The 18,527-nt window shown below is 44.7% G+C and carries 17 protein-coding genes and 4 tRNA genes; 19 read left to right on the top strand and 2 right to left on the bottom strand.

Features of this window, described 5'->3' with window-relative positions; all coding sequences use genetic code 11:
* Positions 1-16: 16 nt before the first annotated feature.
* From ACZ5Q0_RS02310 to ACZ5Q0_RS02275, 8 genes are all read left to right on the top strand, one after another.
* Positions 17-91 (top strand) — tRNA-Asn (locus tag ACZ5Q0_RS02310).
* 129 nt (positions 92-220) lie between these two features.
* Positions 221-296: transfer RNA gene (locus ACZ5Q0_RS02305), tRNA-Ile, on the top strand.
* Positions 297-345: 49 nt separating this feature from the next.
* A tRNA-Glu gene (locus tag ACZ5Q0_RS02300) sits at positions 346-420 on the top strand.
* A gap of 3 nt (positions 421-423) precedes the next feature.
* Positions 424-499, top strand: a tRNA-Val gene (locus ACZ5Q0_RS02295).
* 139 nt (positions 500-638) lie between these two features.
* The gene (locus tag ACZ5Q0_RS02290) at positions 639-878 is read left to right on the top strand and encodes an S-layer homology domain-containing protein (protein WP_446819646.1); all 240 of its coding nucleotides are present in this window, start codon (positions 639-641) and stop codon (positions 876-878) included.
* A gap of 102 nt (positions 879-980) precedes the next feature.
* Positions 981-2,888: an ABC transporter ATP-binding protein gene (locus ACZ5Q0_RS02285; RefSeq protein ID WP_446819647.1), complete on the top strand. Its 1,908-nt coding sequence runs from the start codon at positions 981-983 to the stop codon at positions 2,886-2,888.
* 219 nt (positions 2,889-3,107) lie between these two features.
* A complete protein-coding gene (gene hflX, locus ACZ5Q0_RS02280; RefSeq protein ID WP_446819648.1) occupies positions 3,108-4,205 on the top strand; it encodes a GTPase HflX in 1,098 nt (365 codons plus the stop codon).
* Between the two features lie 177 nt (positions 4,206-4,382).
* Positions 4,383-5,630, top strand: coding sequence for an LCP family protein (locus ACZ5Q0_RS02275; RefSeq protein WP_446819649.1), 1,248 nt, complete (start codon positions 4,383-4,385; stop codon positions 5,628-5,630).
* 864 nt (positions 5,631-6,494) lie between these two features.
* Here ACZ5Q0_RS02275 and ACZ5Q0_RS02270 read toward each other — a convergent pair.
* Complete coding sequence (locus ACZ5Q0_RS02270; protein ID WP_446819651.1) at positions 6,495-7,001, bottom strand: flavin reductase family protein; 507 nt, start codon at positions 6,999-7,001, stop codon at positions 6,495-6,497.
* A 208-nt stretch (positions 7,002-7,209) separates the two neighbouring features.
* Positions 7,210-7,797, bottom strand: coding sequence for a DUF502 domain-containing protein (locus ACZ5Q0_RS02265; RefSeq protein WP_446819653.1), 588 nt, complete (start codon positions 7,795-7,797; stop codon positions 7,210-7,212).
* Positions 7,798-8,471: 674 nt separating this feature from the next.
* Here ACZ5Q0_RS02265 and ACZ5Q0_RS02260 point away from each other — a divergent pair.
* Genes ACZ5Q0_RS02260 through ACZ5Q0_RS02210 form a run of 11 tightly spaced genes read left to right on the top strand, consistent with a single transcriptional unit; the run spans position 8,472 to position 18,336 of the window.
* Positions 8,472-8,837, top strand: a complete 366-nt coding sequence (locus tag ACZ5Q0_RS02260) for an NADH-quinone oxidoreductase subunit A (RefSeq protein ID WP_446819654.1) — start codon at positions 8,472-8,474, stop codon at positions 8,835-8,837.
* Entirely contained in the window at positions 8,828-9,328 is a 501-nt protein-coding gene (locus ACZ5Q0_RS02255; protein ID WP_446819656.1) for an NADH-quinone oxidoreductase subunit B, read from the top strand. Before ACZ5Q0_RS02260 ends, ACZ5Q0_RS02255 begins: the two co-directional genes overlap by 10 nt.
* Positions 9,329-9,333: 5 nt before the next feature.
* Positions 9,334-9,771, top strand: a complete 438-nt coding sequence (locus ACZ5Q0_RS02250) for an NADH-quinone oxidoreductase subunit C (RefSeq protein WP_446819657.1) — start codon at positions 9,334-9,336, stop codon at positions 9,769-9,771.
* Between the two features lie 12 nt (positions 9,772-9,783).
* On the top strand, positions 9,784-10,881 hold the full coding sequence (locus ACZ5Q0_RS02245) for an NADH-quinone oxidoreductase subunit D (protein ID WP_446819658.1): 1,098 nt from the start codon (positions 9,784-9,786) through the stop codon (positions 10,879-10,881).
* A 57-nt stretch (positions 10,882-10,938) separates the two neighbouring features.
* Entirely contained in the window at positions 10,939-11,973 is a 1,035-nt protein-coding gene (nuoH, locus tag ACZ5Q0_RS02240; protein ID WP_446819660.1) for an NADH-quinone oxidoreductase subunit NuoH, read from the top strand.
* A gap of 16 nt (positions 11,974-11,989) precedes the next feature.
* A complete protein-coding gene (locus ACZ5Q0_RS02235; RefSeq protein WP_446819662.1) occupies positions 11,990-12,697 on the top strand; it encodes a 4Fe-4S binding protein in 708 nt (235 codons plus the stop codon).
* Positions 12,694-13,203 (top strand): NADH-quinone oxidoreductase subunit J family protein, encoded by a 510-nt coding sequence (locus ACZ5Q0_RS02230; RefSeq protein WP_446819663.1) that lies wholly within the window; start codon positions 12,694-12,696, stop codon positions 13,201-13,203. The genes ACZ5Q0_RS02235 and ACZ5Q0_RS02230 overlap by 4 nt, the downstream gene beginning before the upstream one ends.
* The gene (gene nuoK / locus ACZ5Q0_RS02225) at positions 13,200-13,508 is read left to right on the top strand and encodes an NADH-quinone oxidoreductase subunit NuoK (protein ID WP_446819665.1); all 309 of its coding nucleotides are present in this window, start codon (positions 13,200-13,202) and stop codon (positions 13,506-13,508) included. The genes ACZ5Q0_RS02230 and nuoK overlap by 4 nt, the downstream gene beginning before the upstream one ends.
* 16 nt (positions 13,509-13,524) lie before the next feature.
* Positions 13,525-15,402: an NADH-quinone oxidoreductase subunit L gene (gene nuoL / locus ACZ5Q0_RS02220; RefSeq protein ID WP_446819666.1), complete on the top strand. Its 1,878-nt coding sequence runs from the start codon at positions 13,525-13,527 to the stop codon at positions 15,400-15,402.
* 13 nt (positions 15,403-15,415) lie between these two features.
* Positions 15,416-16,924, top strand: a complete 1,509-nt coding sequence (locus ACZ5Q0_RS02215; RefSeq protein WP_447182677.1) for a complex I subunit 4 family protein — start codon at positions 15,416-15,418, stop codon at positions 16,922-16,924.
* A complete protein-coding gene (locus ACZ5Q0_RS02210; RefSeq protein ID WP_446819670.1) occupies positions 16,924-18,336 on the top strand; it encodes an NADH-quinone oxidoreductase subunit N in 1,413 nt (470 codons plus the stop codon). The genes ACZ5Q0_RS02215 and ACZ5Q0_RS02210 overlap by 1 nt, the downstream gene beginning before the upstream one ends.
* The last annotated feature ends 191 nt before the right edge of the window (positions 18,337-18,527 follow it).

Here is an 18,527-nt window from a genome sequence, read left to right as displayed (position 1 = left end):
CTATTCGTTGGGACGTTCCTCGATAGCTCAACGGTAGAGCATCCGGCTGTTAACCGGAGGGTTGTAGGTTCGAATCCTACTCGGGGAGCCATTGAATGTAATAGCGGTAACCCACAAAGTTACCGCTTTTTACTTGAAACCTCGGAAAAAAGAGTTTTTTGCTCTTGACCTTTTGCAGGAAATTTTATATACTAACTCCTGCGGGGTTCCCGAGAAACCCGGGCCTATAGCTCAGTTGGTAGAGCTACCGGCTCATAACCGGTTGGTCCCAGGTTCGAGTCCTGGTAGGCCCACCATAGTTAAGTTAGAGATTAGAAGTAGGATTTAAACTTCCACTTTTAATATGGCCCCTTGGTCAAGCGGTTAAGACACCGCCCTTTCACGGCGGTAACAGGGGTTCGAGTCCCCTAGGGGTCACCATTCGGGCGATTAGCTCAGTTGGGAGAGCACCTGCCTTACAAGCAGGGGGTCGGCAGTTCGAGCCTGTCATCGCCCACCATAAGAAATCTAAAAGACCTGCATTATATAATGTAGGTCTTTTTGTATTTACGGAAAACATTAATGGTTACCTGGGTTTGCTTACGTAATTTCATGGGTTATTATAAGCATCCCCTTCTATTTTTAGGGCGATATTTTTTTTGACCCTATTTAGTTTACCGGAACGGTTATTTGTTGATATTTATTGCCGCCGGGTTTTACGAAAAGTATTCACTGATACTGGCGATCACTGGGGCAAAGAGGCTATAATTACCGCTGTTGCTCATGAAATCGTAAGCGGTTACAGTAAAACAGTCTTTGCACCTAATGATCCTATTATCCGTGAGCAGATGGCACTCATAGTCGTTAAAGCAGGTTTCAGAGGAGGGAATCGCTTGTAACCATTTACGGGGTGAGTTTCCTTTACTATAATGATGCAGGGACTTAGTAACGAGTATTGTTATTTATAAGCGATCTGTAAAGCGCCGGAAGTGGTGATAATTATGATTGTTTTACAGGCCCAAAAAACAAGTAAATCCTATGGTGGTCAGCCGGTATTGCAGGAAGTCAACCTGGTTATACAGGAAAAGGAAAGAGTCGGGGTGGTTGGGGTAAATGGGTGTGGTAAAAGCACCTTATTAAAAACCCTGGCGGGAGAAATTGAGCCTGATTCCGGGCAGATTTCCCTGGCTAATTCTTGTAGTATGGCATATTTAGATCAGTTACCTGATGTAGATCAGGAAACTACTGCCTGGGAAGCGGTTATGGCCAGTTATGCGGATTTAATAGAAAAACGTTCCCTTATGCGGGAATTGGAATATAGCATGGCTCATGGAATTGGGGATCTGGATAAAGTCATGGAGACCTATGCTCGGGTTGTGGCCGAATATGAGAGGGATAATGGCTATGCCTGTGAGAATATGGCCCGCCGGATCTTGGATGGGTTAGGTTTCAAACCATCCCAGTTTGACCAGGCGGTAGCTACCTTTAGTGGTGGACAGAAAACTCGTCTTAACCTGGCCCGGTTGCTAGCTCTCTCACCAGATATATTGCTATTAGATGAGCCGACTAACAATTTGGATATGCCCTCGGTAGAATGGTTGGAAAATTACCTGCTGGACTATCCGGGAACGGTGGCGGTGGTATCCCATGATCGCAGGTTTTTAGACCGGGTGGTGGACCGCATTATAGAGGTTAGGCAAGGATACCTTTTTTCTTACCCAGGTAATTATTCCCGCTATGTAGAGTTGAAAGCTGCTGATCAAGCGGCTCGTCAGAAAAGCTATGAGAAACAGCAGGATTATATTAACCAAACTGAAGAATTTATTCGCAGGTATAAAGCCGGGGTTAAGGCCCGCCAGGCCCGGGGGCGGCAGTCCCAACTGGAACGGTTGCAGCGGGTGGATAGGCTAATGGATGATAAGAATATAGGTTCGTGGAGGCTTAACTGCGTAGAGAGCGGACAGGATGTCCTTAGAATAGAGGAGTTAGCTAAATCATTTGATGATGTGATGTTATTCAGTGGCCTTGATCTGCTGCTGCGTCGGGGAGAGAGGGTAGCTCTGGTGGGACCAAACGGCTGTGGCAAGACTACCCTGTTGAAGATAGTTATGGGAGAAATTAAAGCAGATCAGGGAAGTGTAACTATAGGGAGCCGGGTTATTCCTGGTTATTTTGCTCAGGAATTTGCCGATTTAGATGCTGAACTTACTGTACTGGAGGAAATTGTTTATAACTGTGATATTTTAGTGGAGCAAGCCCGTAATTTGCTGGGAAGGATGCTTTTTAGCGGTGACGAGGTTTTTAAAAAAGTAAGGGACTTAAGCGGTGGTGAGCGAGGTCGTTTAGCCCTGTTAAAACTTATCCTGGCCGGGGCCAATTTTCTAATTTTGGATGAGCCTACCAATCACCTGGATATAGAAAGCCGCCAAGCAGTGGAAAACATGCTGGATACTTTTCCGGGTACGATTTTTTTCGTATCCCATGACCGTTATTTTATTGACCGAATTGCTAATGAGGTACTAGTTATGGAAGACGGGAGGTGGCAACGCTACCAGGGAAATTACAGTGATTATTGCGTTCGAAAAGAAGAACAGAAAAAAGAAAAAAGTGGGCTAGCTGGGGATGTTCCCAGGATAAGCCAGGCTCAGCAGTTTAGAGAGGAACAAAAGAGGCAGGAGCGGATTCGCAATCGACTGGAAAAAGATTTGGAACAGGTAGAAACCGCTATTATGAACTTAGAGGAGCGATTCCAGATCTTACAGGCAATGTTGTCATCACCGGATTTATATCAGGATGAAGAACAAGCCCGTGAAATTAGTCATGAGTATGGACAGATTGAAGAACAGCTAAATGATGCTTATGAGAAGTGGCACAATTTAGCGGAAAAACTGGCGGGGATTTCAGATTGATTAACTCATTAGGTTGTACTAAATAAATTTAAACACAGCCTGTAACTATACTAACAAAATTGCCCATAGTATATAAAAAAACTATGGTGATAGCCATGGGAAAGTTACCGGTATATTATATGATAATAATAGGGCTGGCAGTGGTAGTGTTAAACCGGGTAAAAAATTGGTTGCAGAATCGTTATACCGCTATGTATTTTAAGGTAAAAGAGGAGGCTTATGCAGCAGAAACAAAAGGAGAAAATCATACTAGTAAGTGTACAGAAGAAGGCCCGCTTAATTGCTGATAATATTGCTGAATTACGGGCTCTTGCCGAGGCAGCCGGGGGAGAGGTAATAGGCCAGTTAGGGCAAATTCGTTCCTACCCCCAAGTCTCTACTTATATAGGCAGGGGAAAATTGGATGAATTAAAACATCTTATCGAAGAAATGGAACCGGACCTGGTTATATTCGATGGAGAATTGTCACCAGTACAGATACGCAATATCGAAGATACGTTGCCGGTGAGGATTATAGATCGTACTATGCTAATTCTGGATATATTTGCTCGACGTGCCCAGTCCAAGGAAGGTAAGCTGCAGGTGGAACTGGCTACCCTACAGTACCGCTTGCCGCGGCTAACTGGACGGGGTATAACCATGAGCCGGACCGGCGGTGGTATTGGTACCCGTGGCGCTGGTGAACAGCAGCTAGAAATGGACCGGCGTTATATCCGCAGGAGGATTAAGGATGTAGAGCGCCAGCTGGAAAGGGTGGAGAAAACCCGCCAATTGCATCGCAAGCAGCGTGATAAGACAGGCATCAAAGTTATATCTTTGGCAGGTTACACCAATGCCGGAAAATCTTCTTTATTTAATGCCTTATGTCGGATTGCACATAACAGCGGACAGGATCAGGTAGAAGCGAATAATCGGCTATTTCAGACCCTGGATACTACTACCAGACGGATTCAAATTAACCGGGATACAGTAGTGTTAATCTCGGATACAGTAGGTTTTATCAGAGATTTACCTCATCATCTGGTGGCTGCTTTTCGATCCACCTTAGAAGAGGCCATAGATGCTGATTTACTACTGCATGTGGTGGATATTTCTGATCCTGATTATTTGATTAAAATGCAGGTAGGGGAAGAAGTTTTAACTAGTTTAGGTGCAGAACCAGACCGGATCGTTACAGTGTATAACAAAGTGGACAGGGGGCCAACTCCGGTTTCGGTCAGTGCAGGAGCTGTCTATGTGTCAGCCCTGACAGGTAACGGAATTAATGAATTACTACAGTTTCTGGGCGATAAGTTAAATGAAAATGAGTTTAGGTAAGTATGGATTGGAAAAAGGTTACTAAAACCGGACATTTTGCGTATATTTAAATAATGTTTTTTGCTGACAAAACGTGTACCATAAATATGATTGTGCTACATTGAAAGCCATGGTAATCTTTCCAGGAATTTATAAATACTTTTATAAGGCTTAATAGAAAAGAGGCATAGTTCCAAAATGCGTATCCGCAAAATAAATCGCAGGGTTATTACTATACTACTGACCGTGTTTGTGGTTACCTTCGCACTAGGCAGTGTAGTAGGTAAACAGTTAAAACTTAATTACTTTGAACCATCGGTGGAAGATAAGATTAGCCGGGGAAAGCCGGTTAATATTCTTTTTATGGGAATTGATGCCCGTTCAGCTCACGAGAATTCCCGTAGTGATACCATGATTCTGGCTAGTATTGATAAAAAATCTAAAAAGGTGGTAATGGTATGGATTCCCCGCGATACCAGAGTAGAGGTAGGACGGGGCCGCTATGCTAAAATAAATAGTGTAAATTTTACTAAAGGGCCGGAGGCAGCCTGCCAAACGGTAGGTAAGCTTTTAAATACCAAAGTAAATTATTATGTAGTTACCAACTTTCGCGGCTTTGAAAAAATCGTGGATATTTTAGGTGGCGTGGATATTGATGTAGAGATGAATATGTATCATCCTGATCCTGATCCCCGGCTGAGCATAAACTTGAAAAAGGGGCCGCAGCACCTTAATGGTGCTGATGCTTTGCGTTACGTACGTTTTCGCGGAGGACCAACCGCCGATATTGGTCGTACGGCACGGCAGCAGAAGTTTATTACCGCCTTAGCCCGGGAAATGTTTAAAACTAGTACCATTTTAAAGCTTCCGCAATTGGTGCCCGAGCTGGCTGAAAATGTGGATACTAATATTCCTATGTCTGATATGGTATATATGGTTAAATTGGCTAAGAATTTCGATGCTGGTAGTATAGCTACGCAGACCTTGCCCGGATATCCATTTACTGATCCTAAAACAGGGGCCAGTTATTGGGAAGCGGACCGGGAGATTGCTAATGGTATTTTAGATGACTTATTCCAGGGTAAAAAATATGATGTGGCCCAGGATCCCCCTAATTGGGTAACACCGCCAGCGCGTCCGGTAACTAATCAAATGCTGGAAGAGGAAGTGCCTCCCGAAACACTGGAGGAAAGCGAAGAGGAAAATTTATCTGATTCAGAAAAGCAATCCCCGGAAGGGACGGATGGGGTGGAAACAGATCCTACCGGGCCGGAAGGTTATCTGCCTGGTGAGGGTACAACTACGCCTGGTACCGAGTCGGGGTCTAATTCACCTGGTGGGCAGGGAGTCGGTGTGCCGGCAACCCCCGATGGTTCACCAGGTGATGTGTCTGGTGAGCAGCCTACGGCGGGATTGCTGGAAGGGTCAGCCAATTTAGTTCAATAGAAAATGATTGAATCGCCAGCTTGTCTGGCGATTTTGGTTTTGGAGTTGCAGGGGTAAGGCTAACCTGAATGTTCCGGAAAAGCCCGGACTCTAGGTTGTGGTGGGCACCAGGTTTTTGTCCTAAGGGTATTGCCTTTAGTAACGGGATAAATTACGGTTTTGGATTCGCCTTTACCTCTTTTCCTCCACATTAAGGTTAGCCTTAGCCTAGTTGCTGGGTAATGTTGTTGTGTGGTGGTGCAGGGGTAAGTGATAAATCAGCTTGTTTGCATACATTAATATGGAGAGCGACGTTAAGCGTAGCCTGGTAGAAACACCCTGCGCAGGCGCAGCAGCGTAAGGGGGCGAGCGACACGGATGTGGCGAGAGGGCCGTTGAACATGGATGTGAATCGGCCCGGTCCCCCTGTAGCTGCCAGACCAGCAGCTGGTGTTTCCCAGGCGGAGCGTGGAGCCGGAATATTAATGTATGCAAACTAACGTCGTATAAGTTTAATGGTTGGGTTGTCCTGGCTATGTGGCAGTATTATAATCTCTTTTACTGTCCATTAAGGTTGTATGGGTAAGTCTCTATATGGAGTTGCGTAGGTAAGGCTAACCTGAATGTTCCGGAAAAGCCCGGACTCTAGTTAGTGGTCGGCACGGGTTTTTGTTCTAAGGGTATTGCCTTAAGTAACGGGATAAATTACGGTTTTGGATGCGCCTTTACCTTTTTTCCTCCACATTAAGGTTAGCCTCAGTTTAGTTGCCGGGTAAGTCTCTGTATGGGATTGCGCGTGGGGGTAAGGCTAACCTGAATGTTCCGGAAATGTCTGGGATCTTATTAGTGGTTTACAAGTTAATAAAGAGTCTTGGTAAAATTTATCTAAGCATTAGTATAGGAAGCTAGAATTTCTCCGAAGAAAAGCACATGGTAATCATTATCGCGGTAAAAGGCTTCTTTTATCTCGGCAGAGAGGGTGTCGGGATTAAGGGGCTGGCGATATACTGTACGGCATTCATATATAAGGCCGCACTGATCAATAGTGGGGCTGTTTATTTTTTTGCCTGGGCTGATGGGGAGATTGAATTCGGTAAATTTATCTATATCCCGTCCTGACCGGGTGCCTACTTCGGCCAGTGTTTTCTTAAACTGGTCATGTCGGGGAATAGATACCGAAAATTCTCCGGCGTTTTCTATTAAATTGTAGGTATAGCGTGAATAGCGTACAGCTACCATAATTATGGGCCGGCGCCACATGTATCCTATTGAACCCCAGCCGATAGTCATAGTATTAACTTTTTCTCCATCTTTAACAGTTAGAAAAGCTCCCCGGGGAAGTTGTTTAAAAAAATCCCCAGCCAGTTCATCATATTCAACATCTTGAATCATGGTCAAAACTCCTTTCATGTATAATCTATACATTTAATCAGCAAATATTGCTAAGTTACCACATTAGGCTTGAATAGTTCTGCATAGAATAATGTTAAACCATTTAAAAGGGCTTGTTGTATACACGGTTAGTTTAGCGATACTTAGCGGGCAATCGCATTTATCTAAGTCGGTTAACAGCTATTATAAAGACCTGGCCAGCTTTGGGTTAGTCCAGGATGTCTTCATCCGTAGGGATTACCATTCCTGCTGAGATGATCATTTCTAATCCCTGATCCACAGTAATATCGAGAATTTTCACCTGGTTACGGGGCATTATTACTAGGTAACCGGAAGTGGGATTAGGGGTGGTTGGTATGAAAATAGCATAAGATTCCTCATCTAAAAAGGGAAATTCGTCGTTGGTTATAAACCCCAGGGCATATATGCCATGACGGGGGAATTCTACTAAAACAACCTGGCGAAACGAAGTCCGCCCCGAAGAAAAAAGCGGGCGCGTAATACGTTTGGTAGCGGCATAGATTTTTCCCAATAAGGGAATACGCACGTAGATATTTTCCCACCATTTCAATAACCGATGGCCCAGGTAGTTACGGGATATAAAACCAATAAAAGTAATCAAGATAACGGTAATAATAAATCCTAAACCAATAATATCTTGTCCCAGTAGTGCTTGTAGAACAGGGGCCAGTAGGCCATCTACAAATTTAAAAATCCACCAAATAAAATATAGGGATAGGACTACCGGCAAAAGGGTTGCTAGACCAGTAGCAAACATTGAAAGTAAACGTTTCATTACATTCCTCCTGAATATGGATCATTCGGGTTCAGTATATACTATATTTCCGGTATCTTCCATATCGAAATTTGGGGAATTAACCCTAACAGGGAAATAAACCAGAAGTTTTCTAATAAGCTGGGTAATTAGCCAAACGGAAAAGTTGTTAAATAAGACTAGGTAATCTAGAGCTAGGCTGGTAGTTAGTGGTATAAGAACCAGCAGTAAGGGTGTACCTTTATAGGATAAGAGTATTAATACTTGATGGTACAGGTATTGCTGCGGGATAAGAGGAAAGGTTACCTTGACATAGACGGGGGTGCCGGTGCGAAGGGGGATTGGCGGGTAGACCTAAATGTTTTTTATGCCTCCATAGGATCTTTGAATGGGGGAACCTGCCTCAATTTACCGAATTAACCTTGTTGAGGTTCCCAGGTACGTCTATAATAGTTTGTGAATGCTGTAGCAAACATAGTAGGTTAGACATAGTAATTTATCTTGCCGGCCCTCCTTGTGATAGCTGGCTTAGAGTATACAATATACCAAATGCTGGCGGTTCCCCGAATATCTATCAGATGTTATTATAATAGGGCATCAGTGTCAGGCTATATGTTTCATCTAATGTTTCATATAGTATAACTGATTTGTGATACAAGATTTAGCAATAATTAGCAAAGGAGGCCTGAGTTAGGATGCTGTCCGATTACGCAACCATCGGGATTTTCCTGATGCTTACTGTGGCTTTCCCAGTAGCAGCCCTGGTATTGGCTTGGTTGGTACGACCTAAACCTAAAACTCAGCCGGGAGACGAAAAGTTGGTTCCTTACGAATGCGGCGTGGACACCATCGGCCGTACTTGGGTACGGTTCAAAGTTAACTATTTTCTCTTCGCGCTAATCTTTTTAGCATTCGATGTGGAAACTATTTTTCTGTTTCCGTGGGCGGTTAAGTTCAACAGCCTGGGATTGTTTGCCTTTGTTGAAATGGTAATCTTTATTGGCATCCTGGTAGTTGGACTGTGGTATGCATGGAAGGAGGGGGCTCTGGAATGGCATTAGAAAATAATGTTGAGGTTTCCGAGCAGGATTTAGAGGTTCTTGAGAATGGCAACATTTTTGCCACCACCCTTGAAAAGCTTTGGAACTGGGCAAGAGCTCGCTCCTTTTGGCCGTTATCCTATGGCTGCAATTGCTGTCCCATTGAATTAATGGCAGCGGGAGCGTCTCGATTTGATATTGCTCGTTATGGTTACGAGGTTTTCCGAGCTTCACCACGTCAGGCGGATCTTCTTCTGGTAGCCGGCCCAGTTACCTTAAAAATGAGACCGATTGTGGAACGGCTTTATGCACAGATGCCGGAGCCAAAATGGGTAGTTGCTATGGGTAACTGTGCCACCAGTGGAGGGCCTTTTAAGGATGGATATAGTGTGCTCCCTGGCTGTGATACGCTGTTTGATGTGGATGTGTATGTACCCGGTTGTCCACCGCGGCCGGAAGCCCTTTTCCATGGTCTGCTGGAGTTGAAAAAAAAGGTAGAGGGTAGGAGTTGAACACTATGATAACTAATCTTGAGGAGATTATTAAGGATCTGCAACAGGCGATGGGTGATAATATCGAAATCAGCGCAGACAATGTTTTCACCTGGGTCAGGACTAGTCCCAATAACCTGATTGCTTTGCTTAGCAAGCTCAAGGATGAGTATGGGTTCAACTACCTGGCTAACCTGACTTCGGTAGATTTTCCGGACCGATTTGAAATTATTTATCATATTTATTCCATTCCCGACAATCGTAAAATCGGGGTAAAGACCAGTGTCGATAAGAACAAGGCTGAGATACCCTCAGCGGCTTCTATCTGGTTAACCGCAGATTGGCAGGAGAGGGAAGTTTATGATCTGATGGGTATCCGCTTTTCGGGCCATCCCAACCTTATCCGTATACTTTTGCCCGATGATTTTGAAGGACACCCACTGCGCAAAGATTTCCAATGGTAAAGGGGTGAGATAATGCTTATAGAACAAATAACAATAAATATTGGACCTCAACACCCCAGTACCCATGGAGGGCTGCATGTCGAAGCGGTTCTGCAGGGGGAACAGATAGTGGATGCTATCGTTCACCTGGGGTATGTACACCGGGCGGTGGAAAAGATTGCAGAAATGCGCACCTATGCCCAGTATGTACCTTATCCGGCCCGGTTCGATTACCTGGCCAGTCACCTGCCGGTTCTAGGTTATGTGCAAACCGTAGAAAAGTTGGCGGGTATCGAGGTACCAGAGAGAGCTGAATATATTCGGGTTATCATGGCCGAGCTTTCTCGTATTGCTTCCCATTTATTATTTGTAGGTAGTACTGCACTTGATCTGGGAGCAACCACGGGCATGATTTACTGTTTCCGTGAAAGGGAACGGGTTCTGGATATGTTCGAAATGACTGGTGGCCAGCGCCTGATTGGTTCTTATATGCGTTTGGGCGGCATAGCTGAGGAACTACCGGAGGAGTTTATTCCGGCAGTACGCAGCTTTTTAAAGGATTTGCCCGCCGCAATGGCAGAATATGATGGAGTTATTTTTGGAAATGAAATCCTTCAGGCTCGCCTCAAGGGTATTGGTAAGCTTTCGGCAGAGGATGCCATTGCTTATGGTGTAACCGGACCTAATTTGCGTGCCAGCGGGGTTGAGTATGATATTCGCAAGGTCGAACCTTACGGGGTATATGATCGATTTGAGTTTGATATACCGACTGCCCAAAATGGGGATTGCTGGGACCGCTTGATGGTAAGGGTGGAAGAAATAGTGCAAAGTGCCCGAATCATTGAGCAGGCATTGGACGGGCTTCCAGAAGGCGAAATCAAAGCCAAGGTTCCCCGGATATTAAAACCGGAAAAAGGTGCTGAGATATATCACCGTATCGAATCATCTAAGGGAGAGTTAGGCTATTACATCGTGAGTGATGGAGGAGAAAAACCGTACCGATTACATGTCCGGGCTCCTTCTTTTGTTAACATGGCCGTTCTGCCGCTGGTATCACGGGGAGGTCTTTTGCAGGATGTAATTGCTAATATTGCTACCCTGGATCCGGTTTTGGGAGAGTCTGACCGCTAGAACCTGGACGGCGTTGCGCGTTGTACTGGAGAATGATCGAAATAGGAGCGAGTGCCAATGGACAAAGTCGAAACCATATTTCTCGATATAGCCAGCGCATTGGTAGCCTGGCTACAGAGCCTTGGCCTTTCGGCAGGTTGGGCGGACTTTATCCTGCTGATTGTCCAGTTTGTTTGCATTGTGACCATTGTCACCTTAAATGTTATAATACTCATTTGGATGGAAAGAAAAGTATCCGGATTTATTCAACTCCGTTATGGGCCTAACCGTTTAGGTCCCTGGGGATGTTTTCAGACTATAGCTGATGCCATTAAGCTATTAACTAAAGAAGACATTATTCCCAGTCGGACGGATAAACTAATATTCCGTACCGCCCCCATACTTTTTATTACCATTTCTATTATGCTTTATCTGGTTATTCCTATGGGGGAAGGAATGCAGATTGTCGACCTTAATATCGGTGTTTTTTACTTTATCTCAGTGGGCTCACTAGGGACTATTGCCCTGCTTATGGCCGGGTGGGGGTCTAATAACAAGTGGTCCTTACTGGGGGCCATGCGTTCAGTAGCCCAGATGATAAGCTATGAAATACCGCTAGCCTTTTCACTTATGGGCATCGTTATGATTGCCGGTTCCCTGCGATTATCTGATATAGTAGCTGCACAGAATAATGTCTGGTTTGTACTTTTGCAGCCGGTAGCTTTTATCACCTATTTTATTGCTGCTACTGCCGAGTTAAACCGGGGGCCTTTTGACATGCCTGAGGCCGAGCAGGAATTAACTGCGGGAGCCTACACGGAATATACCGGTATGCGTTGGGCTTTATTCTTTTTAGCAGAGTATACGAACCTGGTAGCAGTATCTGCCATGGCCTCCACCATGTTTTTTGGCGGGTGGCAGGGTCCGATACTCCCTTCCTGGTTATGGATAATTATTAAGACTTATGTCATGATGTTTATTTTCATGTGGATGAAATGGACTTTCCCGCGTATACGCATGGACCATCTGATGTCCTTTAGCTGGAAAGTTTTGATTCCGGTCAGCTTGGCTAATATACTAGTTACTGGTGTAGGCCTGCACTTATTCAAGTAGATGGGGTGGTGAAAAAATGTACGGCAAAGGATTGATAAAAGGCCTGGGAATCACGCTCAAACACCATTTTGGTAAGAAGATGACCGTGCAGTATCCAGAGGAGATGCCCCATCTTTATGACCGCTTTCGCGGGCACCTATACCTTGAATTTGAAAAGTGTATAGCCTGTGGAATGTGCACCAGAACCTGCCCTAATGGGGTTTTGAGCCTGGAAGATGCCCGGGACCCAAATGCCAAGAAAAAGAAACTGATGAAGTACACCATTGATCTGCAATACTGTATGTTTTGTAATTTGTGTGTCGAAGCATGTCCCCAGAAATGTTTACATTTCGACCACGATTTTGAGCTGTCTAAATACCGTCGGGAGGACATTAAGATCGTATATACCCGGCCACCGGAAATGGATGCCGGGGTTACCGAGGGCGGCAGCGGAGCATCCGCTAGTGAAAACGGTGCGGCGGAAGCAGAAAAGAAACAGAAGCAGATTAATGCTATGTTAACTGCACTGGGGAAAAATCCAGTAAAACTATTAAGCAAATATGTTGATGATGAGGAGCAAGCTGCGATTTTGGCAGAAATCTTACAAACAGATGGCTCTAAAGCGAACAAGCTAGTAGAGCTGATGGTCGAGGATCGGGAGAAGGCTAAAAAAGTAGCAATGGCTTTCGTCAAAAAGGAGCTTAAACAGCGCCAGGCTAATACCGAAGGGGGCGAAGGGAAATGAGCCTAACTCTATCAGATGTTGTCTTTATCGTTACTGCCCTGTTTACCATAGGAGCGGCAACGGGAGTGGTTACATTTAACAATATTGTTCACAGCGCCCTATCTCTAATCCTTACCTTCCTCGGAGTGGCCGCTATATATTTTCAATTGCAGGCCGGATTTTTAGGATTAGTACAGATCATGGTTTATGCAGGAGCTATTTCGGTTCTGGTTATATTTGCCATCATGCTAGTTATGGATAAAGATCCGAGCGAAACTAACCGTGCCTATCCATGGGGCAGATTTGTGGCGGGACTTACTGCTCTGGCGGTTATTGCGACCCTGGGTTATACGATAATAACCAGCCAGTTTCAGATTAGCAGCCAGGTTTTGCCTGACGATATGATGGGTCAGATCGCCGGGCTCTTGATGGGCGACTATGTGATTGCCTTTGAATTGGCTGCCGTCCTGTTATTAGTGGCGGTAGTCGGTGCTATTATTCTAGCGAAAGGAGCCGACGATCAATGATAACCGTAACCCACTACCTGTTGTTGAGCACTGTTTTATTCGGAATTGGAATTTACGGGTTATTGGCTAAACGTAATGCTGTGGCAGTACTTATGGCCATAGAATTGATGCTCAACGCGGTAAACATTAACTTTATCGCCATTAACAGGTTCATTGTAGTCAGCCAGGCGGTGGGGCAGGTTTGTGCTCTATTAGTCATTGTTGTAGCTGCCGCTGAGGTAGCGGTGGGGCTGGCGCTAATTCTCGCAATATACCGGCAGAGGAAATCGGTAAATTTAAACGATTTCAATCTGCTGAAGTGGTAAGGTGGTGCTTGTATAAATGTTACAGTCGGCAATACAGCATGCCTGGATCATAGCTTTACTTCCTTTTCTTGCCTTTGGGCTGATTGGCTTATTTTTACACCGGTGGCCTAAACTATCGGCAGCATTATCAATAATAGCGATTGCCGTATCATTTATTACATCGGTTTTAGTAGCCAAAGGGGTCCTCTGGGCGGGAGGGGATTTTAGCTATGAGATGGCGGTAAAATGGTTGAGAATGCCGGGATTGACAGTAGATATGGGGATCTTGATCGATGGGCTGACTGCAGTGATGCTGATTGTAGTCACGTCAGTGGCCTTATTGGTTCAGATTTACTCTCTGGGATATATGCGCGGTGATCCTGGTATAGCTAGTTATTATGCATATCAATCAGTATTTGCTGGTTCTATGCTGGGACTAGTTTTGGCTAATAACTTCGGACAGATATTTGTATTCTGGGAACTAGTAGGTTTAGCTTCCTACTTGTTGATCGGATTTTGGTTTGGACGTAATTCGGCTAAAGAGGCAGCTAAAAAAGCCTTTATCACCAACCGGGTCGGGGATTTTGGGTTTTTATTAGGCATCTTATTCCTACAAATTATATTCGGAACCCTTAATTTCCAGGGATTGGCTGGTGAGATAGCCGGATACACGAATACAGCTGTTCTCATTACGGTTTCCATACTGCTGCTGGCCGGACCGATCGGTAAATCGGCGCAGTTTCCCTTGCATGTATGGTTGCCCGATGCAATGGAAGGCCCTACACCGGTTAGTGCACTGATTCACGCTGCGACCATGGTTGCTGCTGGTGTATATCTGATTGCCCGTGCTTATTTTATATTCAGCACAACACCTGCAGCGATGACGACTATAGCAGTCATAGGTGGTTTTACAGCTTTGTTTGCCGCTACCATTGCTATTGTGCAAAACGATATTAAACGTATCCTGGCTTATTCAACTTTAAGTCAGTTGGGTTACATGGTGATGGCTATGGGTATAGGGGCTATGACGGCTGGTATGTTCCACTTAATGACCCATGCTTTCTTCAAGAGTCTTCTTTTCCTGGGAGCAGGCAGTGTCATTGTGGCCATGCATGAGGAACAGAATATATGGAAGATGGGGAATTTGTCGAAAACCATGCCGATTACTACCTGGACCTTTATTATCGGTGCCCTGGCGTTGAGCGGTATTCCACCCCTTTCCGGCTTCTGGAGTAAGGATGAAATACTTCTCGGTGCTTATGCCAGTGGACATACTGGACTATATATTCTGGGTACTATCGTAGCGTTCTTAACGGCTTTTTATATGTTCCGCTTAATATTCGTAGCCTTTTTCGGCTCTAATCATGATGGAGAGCGGGCTCACGAATCTCCGGCGGTAATGACGGTACCATTGATTATTTTGGCCGTCATGGCAGTTATCGCTGGTTTTATAGGTTCACCATTGATGAACAATATGTTTGCCGAATTTGTTAAATATCCGGGTGCAGCTCATCACAGTCCTAGTACTACTGTGATGCTGATTTCAGCTTTGGTGGCAGTGGCTGGTATATTGCTGGCCTGGGTGATTTACCAGAAGAAGGCCGTGGATGTGGATGCAGTTAAGGCTAAATATCAGGGTCTGTATAACCTGCTTTACAACAAGTATTATATTGATGAAATTTACCAGTGGCTGATTGCTCATCTGGTAGATGGTACTGCCCGGCTGTTGTTCTGGTTTGATATTCATGTTGTTAATGCTCTGGTCAATGGAATTGCTTACTTTACTGGTACTTCCGGTAAAGCCCTGCGCCTGATTGAAAACGGCCAGGTTCAGGTTTACGCATTTTTTATGTTTGCTGGTGTAATTACGATCATCGGTCTGATCTTAGTGGCCGGTGTAGCGTTAGTGGTATAAGGGGGTGAATGGGATGACTAACTGGCCAATTTTATCTTTAACATTATTTATGCCACTTATCGGGGCTATCTTTATAATGATTCTCCCCCGCGATCAGGAAAAGGCGATAAAGTATGTGGCTGCTGCTGTTACCCTGGTTAGCCTCCTTTTATCATTGGTAATAACCTTTTCCTATAATAAAGTCGCTGGTGGGATGCAATTTATAGAGAGCATTCCCTGGACGGCTGACTTGGGAGTTAGCTATGCCCTGGGAGTTGACGGGATTAGTATTCCGCTTATGTTGCTTACCAACCTGATAGGTTTTAGTGCGGTATTTGCTTCCTGGAATATTAATGATCGGGTTAAGGAATTCTTTTGCCTGTTGTTGATTCTCACTACCGGGGTTATGGGTACCTTTTTAACTACTGACCTGTTTATATTCTTCCTATTTTACGAAGTGGTGGTTATCCCCATTTACCTGATGGTAATTATGTGGGGTAGCAGTAAACGGGTAACTAAGGAATATGCCGGTATGAAGTTGACCATTTACCTGTTAATAGGTAGTGCCTTTTTGCTGGTAGGATTGATTTCCTTATTTGTTATGTCAAAGAGTATAAATGGGGCACCCTGTATGGACTTAGCAGTCCTGGCTGCTACTCAGTTCCCGGTGGGGTTCCAGATATTTGTATTTGCACTGATGGCATTCGGCTTTGGCACCTTGCTTTCTATGTTCCCGTTCCATGCCTGGTCACCAGACGGATATGCGGGAGCACCGACGGCAGTCAGTATGATTCATGCTGGTGTGCTTAAGAAAATAGGAGGCTACGGCTTAATTCGTATTGGTATTATGGTTCTGCCGGCAGGTGCTCAAGTGATTGCCCCCATTATTGCGGTATTGGCCCTAGGTAATGTCATTTATGCGGCCTTTATCTGCTTAAGTCAAAAGGATCTTAAGTATATTGTGGGGTATTCTAGTGTTAGCCATATGGGTTACGTCTTAATTGGAATCGCAGCCCTGAACCTGGTAAGCCTTAACGGGGCAGTTATCATGATGTTTGCCCACGGGGTTATGGCCGCCTTGTTCTTTGCTATGATTGGTAACCTCTATGAAAAGAGTCATACCCGCAATGTGGACGATTTTGGCGGACTGGCCCATCAGATGCCGCGTCTGGCTACCGGTTTTATGATTGCTGGATTAGCATCACTGGGACTGCCTGGAATGGTAAACTTCATTGGCGAATTTACCATTTTTGTGGGTGCTTTTAGTACCTATAAAGTGCTAACTATTTTAGCGGTTACCGGAATCATTTTTACTGCTCTTTATATTTTACGCACCCTGGGTAATGTTCTTTATGGACCCAGAAAAGAGGAATGGGATCATTTACAGGACTTAAAGGGTCCGGAAATGGTACCTTTGCTGGTTCTGGGTGCGGCAATCCTTATTTGCGGTATCTTCCCCTTTACGCTGATGGATCTGATTACTAATGGATTTGGTGATCTGGTAGCTCAGATAGGACTCGTACAGATTGGGGGGATGTTCTAATGCAGCTGGGTTTATTAGCACCTGAAATATGTGTCGCAGCCGTCGGACTGATTTTGCTGATATTAGGACTGCTGCTCCCCGAAAAAGGGAAAAACCTAATGAGTACTTTTGCAGTACTAGGTTTTGTGATAATCCTGATTGTAGTTGCGACCACTTTTACCCGTGAAGGGATTATGTTCGGTGGTATTTACTCCGTCGATACTTTTGGTAGCTTCTTTAAGCTGCTTTTCCTGGTGGCTGGTTTGCTGGTTATACTCAGTTCAGCCCGGTATATTGACCGTTTTGGTAAACGCTGTAATGAATTTTATGGTTTTATGACCTTTGCGGTTCTGGGTATGATGGTCATGGCCTCAGCGGGAGAGCTGATTACCCTCTATATCGGTTTAGAACTGATGACCATTAGTTTTTATGTTATGACAGCTTATTTGCTTAAGAATAAGCTATCGTTAGAGGCAGGCCTGAAATATCTAATTCTGGGCGCGGCATCTTCAGCGATTCTGTTGTTTGGTATCAGTCTGGTGTTTGCCATGACTGGTTCTACCGTTATTACAGAAATTGCAGCCGGCTTAGACTTCCAGCCGGGCCTGATGGCTGGAGTTGTACTGATGATAGCGGGATTTGCTTTCAAAATTTCCCTGGTTCCTTTTCATATGTGGGCCCCGGATATTTATCAGGGAGCACCCATCCCAGTCACTGCCTTTCTGGCTGTAGGTTCTAAGGCTGCCGCATTTGCTGCTTTTGTCAGGGTTTTCATGGTAGCCTTTCCCATACCGGAGTTTGACTGGAACCTGCTTATTGCCCTGCTGGCAGCTCTGACGATTATAGTTGGTAATCTGGTAGCATTACCCCAGAAGGATATCAAACGCCTGTTAGCATATTCAAGTATTGCTCAGGCAGGTTATATTCTGGTGGGATTAGTAGCTGCTAATGCTTATGGGCTAAAAGGTGTTCTATTCTATGCTATGTTATATGTATTTTCCAACGTGGGTGCCTTTGCAGTTGCTACAACTGTTGAAGTAGAGACTGGTAGTACCCGAATTACGGCTTTCAACGGGTTAGGTCGGAGATCCCCTATGATGGCAGGGATTATGTCAGTATGCCTGCTATCTCTGGCTGGTATTCCACCCCTAGCTGGATTTGTTGGTAAGTTCTACCTTTTCTCTGGTGCAATCCAGGCAGGTTATCTATGGCTGGCATTTGTCGGACTGATTATGAGTATGGTATCGGTATACTACTATTTATCAGTAGCCAAAGCCATGTATATTGGTGAAAATGAAGACCTGTCTCCAATTAAGGTAGGGGCACCTGCACAGGTAGCTCTATGGGTTTGTCTGGCGGGAACAGTTCTATTCGGTGTTTACCCGGCCCCTTTATCTAACCTGGTTCAGGTAGCCATTAAATTGTTCTTATAGTTTAGATAAGCCAGATACCCTGGTAAAATAATAGTAGCCTATAATGGGTAAGCTATGTAACTGTAGTTTACCTATTTTTTTATGGGCAAATATTGTCACTGTCCGGCGATAATAGCTTATGGAAATGAAAATGTGCCAGGTGACCAGCGAATTTTAAAATGCATGAATAATTGTGAAAATTATAAACTGAC

It is taken from the genome of Syntrophomonas erecta subsp. sporosyntropha, assembly GCF_055395365.1.
The sequence above is the reverse complement of the archived record's forward strand: the minus strand, read 5'-3'. Positions and strand labels throughout refer to the sequence as shown.